This window comes from Ruegeria sp. HKCCD4315 (assembly GCF_013112245.1).
Lineage (GTDB): Bacteria > Pseudomonadota > Alphaproteobacteria > Rhodobacterales > Rhodobacteraceae > Ruegeria.
Window position 1 is genome coordinate 2,861,608 of record NZ_WVRN01000001.1, and the last position, 12,467, is coordinate 2,874,074.

Genomic DNA, 12,467 nt, shown 5'->3' on the forward strand with positions numbered 1-12,467 from the left:
GATCTGTCCAATCTGGGTGCAGCCAAGAGGGGAAATGCGATGACAATAGAAATGAGAAACTGGGTGCCAGCCGACAGCGAAGCACTGGTCCAGAAGATCGCGACCGAAACGTCACGCACCTCGTCCAAGGCGCTGCTGGATCGGATTGAGCATTTAGCCCACCGAAACCGGGAAATCCACGAGCAAGAATGCTTCAACCTGAATCCTGCGACCAACGTGATGAACCCGAGAGCTGAAGCATTGCTGTCTTCGGGAATTGGGTCCCGCCCGTCGCTTGGATACCCGGGCGAAAAATACGAGATGGGTCTTGAAGCTATCGAAGAGATCGAGGTCATCTCTGCGGAGCTTTGCGCGGAAGTTTTCGACGCAAAGTTCGCAGAAATCCGCGTACCTTCCGGTGCAATTGCGAACCTCTATGGTTTCATGACCACTTGCCAAGCTGGCGATACGATCATCGCACCACCGGCCTCGATCGGTGGGCACGTAACGCATCACATCGCAGGATGCGCCGGGCTGTTTGGTTTGCGAACCATAGATGCACCAACCGATGCCGATGGCTACACCGTTGATCTCGACCAACTCCGCACGCTTGCGCGCGAGGAGCGTCCCAAATTGATCACGATAGGCGGCAGTCTCAACCTTTTTGAGCACCCGGTCAAAGAAGTACGTGCCGTTGCAGATGAAGTCGGTGCCAAAGTGATGTTTGACGCCGCGCACCAATGCGGGATCATCGCAGGAAAAGCCTGGCGCAACCCGTTGGTCGAGGGCGCACATTTCATGACGATGAGCACGTATAAGAGCCTCGGCGGCCCGGCCGGTGGTCTGATCGTTACAAACGATGCGGAGATCGCAAAGGCTCTGGATGCCATTGCATTCCCAGGCATGACGGCAAATTTCGATGCCGCAAAGTCAGCCGCACTTGCCGTGACAATGCTTGATTGGCGCGACTACGGACGGGACTACGCTGCCGAGATGATCGCAATGTCCCGCGCAATGGCCGAGAGTCTCGATGCGCAAGGTGTTCCAGTTTTTGCAGGTCGCGAGGGCTTTACTGCATCTCACCAGTTCGCCGTTCTGGCAGAAAGGTTTGGCGGTGGACAGGCTGCATCCAAGACCCTGCGCAAAGCCGGGTTCCTGGCGTGCGGTATTGGCCTGCCGGTGCCGGAAATCGAAGGTGACATGAATGGACTGCGCATCGGTACACCCGAGTTGGTAAGATGGGGTATGACGTCGCATCACGCCGACAGACTGGCTTCTCTAATTGCGCGCGGTCTTAAGGGCGACGATATCGCCGCCGAAGTGGCGGACTGGCGCCGTCACTTTGCGAGCGTGCACTTCGTTCACGGCTAGAAATGTAGTAGTCGCCGCAGGAGAACGGATGTCTGCTTCGTCCGCGAGGCAGCCTTTCATAATCGTTCCACAGAACGGCCATAACTCAACCAGAGATCGCTTCGCATAAAACCGCTTTAGCGCTGCTAGCAGTTTCTTTTGATCTGACTAATCATAAAGTGTTTGCAGTATCGTACCATTCGAAACCCGTTCGGCGAAGGACTGCAATGCGGACTTCGCGAGCATTCTCTGCAATTGGACCGATGTCGGCTTGCTAGGCAAAGTGGGTATTTGTTGAGGCGAATTATCACCAACGTATCAGGGGCGAATCTTAGATTTGTGATCACTTACAGTCTGACAAGAGTTTTGCCGGTAATCATCTTTGCGCCCATCGCCGCCAACCTTATTTTGCGCTAGTCCAAACCTCGGGGTTGATCATGTGAACGGGAGCGTTTTCAGAATAGGCGTTCACCTGATCGAAAATGTCAGAGAATTGCAGGTCGAATTCATCCTCGGTCACAAAACCAATATGCGGCGTCGCAATCAGGTTTGGATGTGAAAGCAACGGGTCATTCGGGTCGGTAAGTGGCTCTGTGTCAAAGACATCAATTGCGGCCTTGCCGGGATGCCCGGCATTCAAAGCCTCAAGCAATGCATCCTTCACGATAAGACCTGCACGGGATGTGTTTACAAACAGCGCCCCCGATCGCATCTGCGCGAAATCAGACGCTGTGATAATACCGTGAGTGTCTGACTTCAGACGCACATGAACCGAGACTACATCGCTTAGCGCAAAGAATGCCTCGCGGCTTTCAGCGACCTGAACACCATCTGCCTTCGCGCGCGCCCGGCCTTCATCCGAGGACCACCAGACAACATTCATTCCGAATGCCTCGGCATAGCCGGCAACCGCACGAGCGATACGGCCATATCCATACAGCCCCAGTTGCCGCCCCCTAAGGGTTTTGCCAACTCCGGCCTGCCAATGCCCCGCTTTGACCGAAGCCATTTGAGCCGGCAAATCACGCATCCCGGCCATGATCAGCGCCCATGTCAGTTCGGCTGCGGCATAGGAGGGCGTCCCGCCATGCATGTTCGAACAAAGCAGCACTCCGTTATCCGAGCATGCCTGCACATCTACATGCGGGTAGACACTGCGCTGGCTGATCAATTTCAGGTTTGGGAGTTTTTCAACTAGATCGCGGGTGATCTTGGTGCGTTCGCGAAACAAAACCAGCGCCTCGGCCTCCTGCAAGCGTGCGGCCAACTCGTCGGTATCCTCGACATGATCTGTCCAGATCTTCACGTCGTGGTCAGAAAGCTTTTCAAAACAGGGCAGGCACTGCAGCGTGTCAAACCAATCATCCAGAACGTGCACTTTCATCGACTTTCTATACCCTGCTCGGTGCTCAGTTTTCTTGGCGTCGGCACGAAATGACATGTGTCCAGTGCTTCAAGCGCGTTGCGAACCCTTTCGCGTTGATCCAGCAAATAGTTGAATTGCTCATCACATCCGGCAATCGGCGTCGGGTAGTCTGCGATGTCCCTCCGCAGAGCCGACCACGCCAGCCTGAGTTCCTGACGCGCGATATCAAGACATTCAGAATAGTCGTCCATCGTGGCACCCTCATAATGTATACCATAGTATACTAAATAGAGTTTACCATATCAACTCCCGTTCCACACAGATTCTGGTACATAGACATGTCCATCCGCCAGCTTTCGCGCCGTCCGCACCAAACCGGCAGAGTTTACGTTAAACCCGCCATTATGTGAGAATTCCACCAAAACGTCGATCTTGCCCGAGGCGTGTTCCAATATAACTTCCGCCGGGCTTGCATCGGGGCGATCCAATAGCCCGTCAGCCACCGTGCCGGGCGTCAAAGCGCAGGATGCCATACACTGCGCACCGGTGACCGCCATTGTTGGATGGGTCTTCCACGGCATAAAATACCGAACCGCAATGGTTCCACCTTCCTTGGCTGGCGCAAAGAGGCCGAATTTTGGGGTCACTGATTTTGATACATCCCCCATACCCATCAACTTTCCGGCTTCGATCCGCACCGCTTCCATACGATCAAAGAAATCGCGGTTGGCATCCAGTTCTTCGGCGCTTTCATACCCTGTCAGGCCAAATTCTGTGGCCTGCGCTATGACCATTGGCATGGCAACATCCATGCAGGTCAAATCGATCCCCTGCACTGTTTCGCGCAGGTTTCCAGTAGGTAGAAATGCGCCTGTTGCCGAGCCTACAACACCCATGAAACTCAGTTGCACAGGCGCAGATTGGCCAGGAACGCCAGCAATTTCCGCATCGCCCTCATAGGCCAGTTCACCACCTGGGGTCTGCACTCGGGCGATGACCCGCGCACCCGTGTTTACAGCGCGAATGCGAATTTCTGTCTCATCGCCCTGTGGCTTAAACAACCCCATCTCGATCGCAGCCGGAGCGACTCCGGAAAGGATGTTTCCACAGGTGGGTTTAAAATCGACCAATTTCTCCTCAACCGAAACCTGCGCGAAGAAATAATCGATATCGGCCCAGTCATCCTCGCTGACTGAAAGCATCGCAACTTTAGTCGTCACCGCTGTACCGCCACCGATTCCATCGATGTTAATCGCTTGACCCGCCCCAAGGGCAGCAGCCAACACGTCGGCCAACGTCTCTAAATCCTCTGGCAGATCAGAACGACGAAAGTAAGGCCCGCGAGAAGTGCCGCCGCGCATGAAAATATACGGGATTGCTGTCTGGGTCATCTCGAACCCTCCTTTACGAACCGTTGAAATTTCTGATTTCAGCGCTGCCCGGACCGCCAGATTGGCAGGCCGGGTAATCGTGGTGCGCCTACTTGAGTGGCCAAGGCAGGGTCACCATGTCTTGCAGCAGACCCGGAGGGAAATCCCTGTTCAACGCCCCGGCCATGAAGCACATGAAACCGACTCCGCAAGCGGTCAGGATCAGGGTCATCTGCCAGCTGGACCCGGCGCGAATGCGGAAGAATGCGATCAGGAACCCGATCAGGGCGAGGATGAAGCCCACAACCCAAGTGGCCGCGATCAGACTTGCAAACCACGCGAGCGTTGACCAAAGTCCATGCGGCGCGTTCGCGTCCTCGCCAGCAAGCTCCTTGTCAGCAAAGATCGCGTCCCCCTCGGGTCGCCGCATCATCTGGATCAACAGGATCACGCAGCAGAACAAAGACACGCCGCCGATCACCAGTGGGATGATCTTATCAGTCATATTGTAGTCAGGGATCATGTTGGCATTGATCAACGCCACGATCAGATAAGCCATGATCACCAGCAGGAAGACCAGCGGCGCGCGCTTGCTACCAGATTGGACTTCACCCTCGGACATGATCATTTTGGCCTGCCGAATGCCAAGAATTACGGACACCACAGTGACGATGATCAGAACGATTACGATGGGGCTGAAGACATACTCCATGCCTTCAGCAAAGCTCTTTCGGAACCTGAATGAGGCGATCTGGAAAGCTTGGTTGGTGAACTTCTCAACCGGGTTCGACAGCACGAACCCAATCAGAAAGGCCGGGCGCGACCAGTCGAAACGGCGCAGAAAGATGCCGATCAGGCCAATCACGAATAGGGCCAGAAGGTCTTCGAAGTTTTGTCCGGACTGGAAGGCCGCGAAACTAATCAACATGAAAAGGAACGGGGCCAGATAGGTGAAACGGATCGTGGTCAGCTTGGCGATCCCGCCCGAGGCTGCGATGCATAGGATGGTGCCGACCACGTTGGCCAGCGCCAGCAGCCAGACGATCGAGTAGGTGATGTCGAGGTTGTCCTTGAGCATGCTCGGACCGACTTCGATATCACCCGACCCCAACAGAGCCACCGCGCCGATGAAGATCGCCATCGAGCCGGAGCCCGGGATGCCGAACAGCAGCGTCGGCACCAGCCCGCCGCCTTCCTTGGCGTTGTTCGAGCTTTCCGGCCCAATGACACCGCGCACTTCGCCTTTGCCGAATTTGCTTTTGTCTTTCGTGGATTGCACCGAGTGGCCATAAGCAATCCAGTCTACGACCGAGCCACCGAGGCCGGGAATGACGCCAACGACCACCCCGATTATCGAACAGCGAACCGAAAGCCATATGTTTGCGGCCCAGTCTTTGACCCCATCAAACCAACCGGCACCCAGCGAGGCACCTTTGGCGATAGATCGATCCTGCCGCAGCAGTGAGACGATTTCGGGAACGGCAAAGATGCCCAAACCCACGATGACCAGTTTCAGACCGTCCGTTAGATAGGGAATGTCATAGGTCGCCATACGCAAGGAGCCGCCCGCGTCGGCCTCTCCGATGGTGCCGACCATCAGCCCCAATCCGGCTGCAGCAACACCTTTCAATGGGATGCGCCCCGCCAGAATGGCAACCATCGACAGGCCCAGGATGGTGATCATCAGCATCTCGGGCAATCCGAAGGCCAGTACGATGGGCCGCGCGACCAGAATGAACATGGTCAGGAAAGTTGCACCGACAAGCCCACCAAACAGCGATGAGGCGAAGGCGGCCGACAACGCGCGGGCTGCTTCGCCATTTTTAGCCATTGGGAAGCCGTCCAGCACGGTGGCCTGCGAGGCAGAGCTGCCGGGGATGCCCATTAGAACCGACGCGAAGGTGTCAGAGGTCGGAACAACGGCGACCATACCGATCATCAGCGCTAGCCCAAGGATCGGGTCCATTCCAAACATGAAAGGCAACAGCAGGGACAATCCGGCAATGCCTCCTAGCCCGGGAAAAACGCCCACGGCCAGCCCCATTACGACGCCGAGGATAAGATACCCCAGTACGATGGGTTGCAGGATCAGACCCCACGCGTCACTGAGCGCAGGAAGAGCGGTGGCGAAAACCTCCATAGCGGCCGCCTTTCATTCAATTTTGGTAGGGTTCAAAAAGCGCGCGCCCTTTGCTTTGGGCACGCGCTGTGAATGGTCGGCTTAGTTCAGCTCGACACCGTAGGCTTCTTTCAGCCAGTTCAGGACATAGGCCTTGGCGTTGTCGTCGACGTTTGTCGCGGTTTGCAGCGCCGACTTGGAACCGTCACCTACAAACACCGGATACTTACCCACGCGCTTCGAGGAAATGTCAGCAAAGTCGCCGCGCTCGGTCACAGCCTGGAACGCAGCGGTGTATGCGTCGACTACTTCCTGAGGTGTATCACCGGGCAGGAAGGCCAGCTTCTGGACCGGGAACCCGGCTACAAAGAACGCTTTCCACGCATCCCATGCCTCACCGCTTGTTTCGCAGCCATCGGTCGCCTCGCAGACCTCTTTGAAGGTCGGAATGTCCGGGAAGGTCGGGTCACGAACGATGTTGCCATCGGCGTCCAGTGCGCCCCATGTCATCATCGGCACAGCCTGACCGGATTCAACCAGCGGGGCGGAACCACCCAGATAGCCGGACGAAGTCTGATAATCGATATTGGCTTCGCCCCGTTCGAACATCAGACGACCGTCTCCGCGACCCTTGATGCCGAAGACCGGCTCGACATTCATGCCAAGCATTTGCCAGGCCAACAGCGGTACAAGGTCAAGACGCGTCGCACCCTGCGAACCGTAGATGAAGTTGGTGTCTTTCAGCGCATTGGCGGAGCCATCGAACTTTGCTCCGTCTTCGGCGTTCAGATAGGCAACACCACCTGTTCCCGACGCCATGACCGGAATCCAGTCATTGTATTCATAGCGAACGCGTGGATCGCTTAGCAGATATGGGAACTGGGTAGAGCCAGAGGTACCAAACAGCAGCGTGCCATCGTCATGGCTTTGTTCTTGGAACCAGTTTGCGCCTTTGGTCGAACCAGCGCCCGGCATGAATTTCACGACAACAGTCGGTTGACCCGGTAATGCTTCGGAAAGAAGCGGCGCAAAGAAATTGGCCCATTTGGCAGACCCGCCCGTTTCCGAGAACGGGATCACCCATTCAACAGTCTTGCCCGAGAAATCGACCTCGGCAGCGGCAGGTGCGGCGATTCCGGCGGCGGCGATCAGCCCCACGACGGCGCGACGGGTGAAGTTGGAAATGGCCATTGGTTCCTCCCTGTTGACCAGACAACCACGCCAGCGCCCTCTGCGCCACCGTGATCGTAAATAGAACTGTGGGGTTGATTCCCCCTCCCATCTGGCAATCATGGAGCGCCAACCTTGCGCGAAACTTGCAGGAGACCCGATGCGGATCGTCATCGTCGAAGACAACGAGACCCTCGCCAATGCCATCGCTTACCGCCTGCGTGACCGTGGTCATGCAGCAGAAGTGCTTGCGGATGGCGAAGAGGCTGACGTGTATCTTGCGCAAGAAGGCGCCGATTTGGTTGTTCTGGATATCAATTTACCCGGACAGTCAGGGCTGGAGATCCTGAAATCTCTTCGCAACCGTGGCGACGGTGTACCAGTGATCCTGCTTACTGCGCGTGCCGAAACAAGCGACCGGGTTTCGGGGTTGGACATGGGAGCCGATGATTATCTGGTTAAGCCATTCGAAATGGACGAGTTGGAAGCACGTATCCGAGCGCTTTCTCGACGCAAAGATCTCGACTACGAAGCAAAAGAGAGCGTTGGCAAGTTAGATTTCGACCGCGCTGCGCGTCAGGTCAGTGTACAGGGCGAGGTTTTGGATATTCCGCGGCGGGAAATTGCAGTACTTGAATGCTTGTTGGAACGCAGGGGCAGAATTGTTCCCAAGGGCCAGCTTACAGATTATGTCTATGGCGTAGGGGCCGATGTCGAGGCCTCAGCCGTCGAGCCTCATGTGTCGCGGCTGAGAAAACGTCTTCAGAATTTGGGTATTAGAATAAAAACAGCCCGTGGCCTGGGATACCTGCTTGAGGTGCAGAAGTGATCAATCACGGCTCGCTCAGGCTAAGGCTTTTTATTCTTATCCTAACCCCCTTGGTGCTACTTGCGGTTCTGCTTGGACTTTGGCGCTTCATGATCGCGCAGAAAACAGCCCAGGAGTTGTTTGACGACAGCCTCCTATCTGCTGGTCTTGCAATTTCGCGAGATGTTGCGATCTCAGGCGGTGACGCTCTGTCGCCCACAACACGCAGCTTGATCCGCGATGCGTCCGGTGGGGAGATATTCTATCATGTAACGGGTCCGGGTGGCATCTACGTGACAGGCTATGCGTATCCTCCTGCGTCCTCGACCCCGTTTGTCCAAGACGCGTACGAGCCGTTTTTTTTCGAGGCACTCTACCGTGAGGAACCGGTGCGCGTTCTGAAAATGACAGAACGGGTGACTTTAGAAAATCTTATCGGAGATGCGACGGTCACAGTTTGGCAACGAATGGCGGATCGCAACGCGTTCGCCAATGAACTGTCATTACGCGCAGGAATTCTGATGGGAATTCTGCTGGCCACTCTCGCCATTGTGGTATGGTTCGGGGTCGCTCGCGGCCTGAGGCCCTTGTTGGATTTGCAGGACGCGATCGACCTGCGTTCACCGGATGATCTCAGTGAAATCAAGCGACCTGTCCCGGTCGAAGTTCAAGGTGTTGTCAGAACCTTGAACCGGCTGTTTGGGCAGGTTGAAAAAAGTATAAATGCCCATCAGGTGTTTATATCCGAAGCAGCACATCAGCTGCGAAATCCGGCGGCAGCCGTGCAATCGATGGCCGAAGCGCTGCAGAACGCGAAAACGGACGACGATCGAGAAAAACGCATCTCAGAGCTTGTGGTAGCGGCAAAAAACTCAGCAACAGTGGCCGAACAGCTGTTGTCACTTGAAAGGCTCAGGCAGCCGACGCACCAAGATCATATGTCTGATATTGATTTCCGCTCGGTTGTCGAAGAGGCCTGCATGGATATGGGCGTTCAAATTCTTGCAAAAGGTATCGAGTTTGATGTCACGATACCTGAGACGGCGGTCACGGTATCCGGTGATCGGATATTCCTAATTGAGGCTATAAAGAACCTGTTGGACAACGCAATCAAACACGGTGGCCCTAAGTTGAGCCGTATTTCAGTTGTGCTGCGCTGTGTCGACGAACACGTAAATTTGACCGTGGCCGATGACGGAGCGGGCCTTTCGCCCGACCATAGCGAAGCAGCATTTAGTCGGTTTTCGCAGTTGGAGTATTCCGAAGGTAGCGGATTAGGGCTGTCTATCGTCTCTGCAGTTGCGCAGCGCCACGGGGGATCAGTCTTAATCAACCGAGTCGAAAGAGGAGCGAGCATTACGCTTAAGTTTCCGGTTGCTCTGTAAATTTAAAAAATTATTTCGAGATCTAATTTAAAACCCAGAGCCAATCGCAAAAAAAGCCATTCTTACCGTTTGTAGTAGAAGTTCTGGTTTCCACGGACTACGGCCTTTTGTACGAGGCGCAGAATTCGTCAAAATGGGCTCACAGCCGACCTTGGAGCAAGCGCAGCATATTGTGCTAGGATGCTTTGGTCAGCGTCGAGTTGACGTTTTGGGAGGGCATGGCGGATCGGAGGAGCAGTCCTAAATTGGATTTTGAAAGTAAGCTTTAGTACACTTCAAAGCTGCTTGATACGCGATCTACCACGGATCGCGTCCGGTTGTGGGTTTGTAAAAATAAACCAACGAATGCTCCTAAACTGTTCTTGTGTCGGAGTTGGCGGGGTGAGTAACAATTAACTTAACATTTCCCCAGTTTGGCCGACGCTCAGCGTTCCGCCTTTAGCCACCTCGACATAGACACCCATGTCCGTATGTCCCATCAACTTCCGAATTAGATAGGGTATCCTCAAGTCCCGCTCGGCCGTATCCGGGTTCACATCAGTGGCCGCACACCTTTTCGTACGTGAAAGTATCTTTAACTCGACATCGCCAAATCTAAGAACTGAACCAACTGCGTCCAGCTCAGAAAACGGGGGTAAGCCGTCTATCTCAATATTCGCCCGGAAGCGTGCTGGGTGGATTTCCGCACTAAGTTGTTCACCCAATTTCTCAACAGACGCCAGATTTAAAACGGATATCGCATTCATCATTTTAGATGATACGACGGAAACATCTGTAAACCGATGAGGAGCAGACGAAACGAAATTTGGCGGTTCGGGATCTCTTAAGCCGATCTCGGAAGAAAGGAAATTTGACGCATTTCTCCGATCTTCTGCTGCTAACATTTTAAAGCTACGTGTTTTGCCGTTTGCTTTGATCGCAAGAACTTGAGTCTCAATATCAAAATTCGTCTGAATACCTGCCAATGCAGCCTCATTCAGCAAAACGACAAATCGTTCTTTCGGGAGCGGCTGCGGGTTCTGCAAGTCGAAACCGGAGTTGTATCGAGCAAATCCGAACAGACGGTCACCTGGAATGCCATCTCCTGCACGCAGCGTTACAGTTTGCATGGGCTCGGCGCTCAAGCCTTTTATTGGGTAGCGGTTCAATCTGAGGATAGAGAGAGTTTTCATAAGTTTGCAACTGACCAAACGAGTTATGCACGATCCCGGGTGGTGCGTGCTGTTTGAAGCTATCTCCAATTCTCCTAGGTATCGACCAAATAATCTGTGAGTGCTTCAGCAGCGGGTTCGCTAAACGTGTTGGTACCATGATGGCCGCCAAAGTGGGCCGCGCCAGTTTTTGTCGATATGGCAATTTAAAACCTTGCTGCTGAAAATAGATGCGCATCAAAGAAAACAAACAATTTCTATTAAAATCATAGGTTAAGACGACAAGATCAACGAAATTCCCTGCTCATTTGAGGTACGAACCTCAAAAATTTCTGGACTTGAGGTGCGTACCTCAAATAGCCTTGGAGGTATGCCGCGATTCGCACATCCTCGATTGACGGCGCAAAAAGGGAGGAATGGATGACTTACACAAAACTGGCCTCGGCCAGCGCAATAGTCCTTGCCGCTACTACTCTTTCTACCAAGGCAAATGCTGAAGATCTGACGCTATGTTGGGCTGCATGGGACCCGGCCAACGCGCTTGTCGAACTATCAAAAGAATTCGAAGCAGAATCCGGCCACACGATGAACTTCGAATTTGTTCCGTGGCCAAATTTTGCGGACCGTATGCTGAACGAGCTGAACTCTGGGGGTAAGCTCTGCGACCTACTGATCGGTGACAGCCAATGGATCGGCGGCGGCGCTGAGAATGGTCATTATGTCCAGCTGAACGACTTCTTCGATGCTGAAGGCATCAGCATGGACGATTTCGCACCGGCCACTGTTTACGCTTACTCGACCTGGCCCAAAGGTACACCAAACTACTACGCGCTGCCTGCGATGGGCGATGCAAACGGCTGGTTCTATCGCAAGGACTGGTTTGAAAACCCCGAAATCCAAGCTGCATACAAGGAGGCGACTGGTCAGGACCTACGTGAACCTCAGTCTCAGAAAGAGTTGTTGCAGATCGCCCAGTTCTTTCAGGGTCGTGAAATCGACGGCAAGACTGTCTACGGTGCAGCAATCTTTACCGAGCGCGGCTCGGAAGGGATCACCATGGGTGTGACCGGAGCGCTGTATCCATGGGGTTTCAAATACGAAAACACCCCGGGCTCATATGACATGGAAGGAGCTGTAAACTCACCGGAAGCTGTTGAAGCTCTGGAGTTCTACAAGGAATTCTACAAAACGGCGACACCTCCGGGATATACCAACTCTTACATGGGTGAGAGCCTGGATGCCTTTAAGTCCGGTCAGGTCGCCATGGCGATGAACTGGTTTGCGTTCTTCCCAGGTCTCTATGCCGACCCCAATACCGGCGGTGACAAGATCGACTTCTTTGTAAACCCACCACAAAACCAGGCAGGTTCAACGCTTGGCGGACAAGGCATTTCTGTTGTCAGCTACTCTGACAAACAGGACGCCGCCCTTGAATACATCAAGTGGTTCGCACAGCCAGAAGTGCAGGCCAAATGGTGGGAGCTCGGCGGCTACTCGGCTCATAACTCTGTGCTGGAAGATCCTGGTTTCGTGGACAGCCAACCGTTTGCCGGTGACTTCCTTGAAGCAATGGCTGGAGTTCAGGATTTCTGGCAAGAGCCTGCCTATGCGGAACTCCTGCTGGCCATGCAGAAACGCATCCACGACTACGTGGTCGCAGACCAAGGTACCGCTCAAGAAGCGCTTGATCTTCTGATCGAAGATTGGACGGAAGTCTTCGAAGACGAAGGTAAACTGTAGTCCGGACACAGGCAGGAGCGGGCGCAATC

10 protein-coding genes are annotated in these 12,467 nt (G+C 54.3%); 4 read left to right on the plus strand and 6 right to left on the minus strand.

What is annotated here, in order from left to right:
• Positions 1-39: 39 nt before the first annotated feature.
• Positions 40-1,350, plus strand: a complete 1,311-nt coding sequence (glyA, locus tag GS646_RS14185) for a serine hydroxymethyltransferase (protein WP_171647749.1) — start codon at positions 40-42, stop codon at positions 1,348-1,350.
• A gap of 382 nt (positions 1,351-1,732) precedes the next feature.
• On the opposite strand, the gene GS646_RS14190 is transcribed toward glyA, so the two are convergent.
• From GS646_RS14190 to GS646_RS14210, 5 genes are all read right to left on the minus strand, one after another.
• Positions 1,733-2,713 carry a D-2-hydroxyacid dehydrogenase family protein gene (locus tag GS646_RS14190; RefSeq protein ID WP_171186531.1) on the minus strand — a complete coding sequence of 327 codons (981 nt, stop codon included), beginning with the start codon at positions 2,711-2,713 and terminating at the stop codon, positions 1,733-1,735.
• Positions 2,710-2,946, minus strand: a complete 237-nt coding sequence (locus GS646_RS14195) for a hypothetical protein (protein ID WP_171186533.1) — start codon at positions 2,944-2,946, stop codon at positions 2,710-2,712. The genes GS646_RS14190 and GS646_RS14195 overlap by 4 nt, the downstream gene beginning before the upstream one ends.
• A gap of 51 nt (positions 2,947-2,997) precedes the next feature.
• A complete protein-coding gene (locus GS646_RS14200; RefSeq protein WP_171186535.1) occupies positions 2,998-4,086 on the minus strand; it encodes a 4-oxalomesaconate tautomerase in 1,089 nt (362 codons plus the stop codon).
• Between the two features lie 88 nt (positions 4,087-4,174).
• Positions 4,175-6,205, minus strand: a complete 2,031-nt coding sequence (locus GS646_RS14205) for a tripartite tricarboxylate transporter permease (RefSeq protein WP_171186537.1) — start codon at positions 6,203-6,205, stop codon at positions 4,175-4,177.
• Positions 6,206-6,286: 81 nt separating this feature from the next.
• Positions 6,287-7,375 (minus strand): tricarboxylate transporter, encoded by a 1,089-nt coding sequence (locus GS646_RS14210; RefSeq protein WP_171096714.1) that lies wholly within the window; start codon positions 7,373-7,375, stop codon positions 6,287-6,289.
• 139 nt (positions 7,376-7,514) lie between these two features.
• On the opposite strand from GS646_RS14210, the gene GS646_RS14215 reads away from it, so the two are divergent.
• Together GS646_RS14215 and GS646_RS14220 are read left to right on the plus strand one after the other, a co-directional pair.
• Positions 7,515-8,183: a response regulator transcription factor gene (locus GS646_RS14215; protein WP_171186539.1), complete on the plus strand. Its 669-nt coding sequence runs from the start codon at positions 7,515-7,517 to the stop codon at positions 8,181-8,183.
• The gene (locus GS646_RS14220; RefSeq protein ID WP_371732087.1) at positions 8,180-9,547 is read left to right on the plus strand and encodes a sensor histidine kinase; all 1,368 of its coding nucleotides are present in this window, start codon (positions 8,180-8,182) and stop codon (positions 9,545-9,547) included. Before GS646_RS14215 ends, GS646_RS14220 begins: the two co-directional genes overlap by 4 nt.
• A 392-nt stretch (positions 9,548-9,939) precedes the next feature.
• Here GS646_RS14220 and GS646_RS14225 read toward each other — a convergent pair whose 3' ends face one another.
• Complete coding sequence (locus GS646_RS14225; protein ID WP_171186541.1) at positions 9,940-10,719, minus strand: MOSC domain-containing protein; 780 nt, start codon at positions 10,717-10,719, stop codon at positions 9,940-9,942.
• 399 nt (positions 10,720-11,118) lie between these two features.
• Here GS646_RS14225 and GS646_RS14230 point away from each other — a divergent pair, with 399 nt between their 5' ends.
• Complete coding sequence (locus GS646_RS14230; protein ID WP_171186543.1) at positions 11,119-12,438, plus strand: ABC transporter substrate-binding protein; 1,320 nt, start codon at positions 11,119-11,121, stop codon at positions 12,436-12,438.
• Positions 12,439-12,467 lie beyond the last annotated feature (29 nt).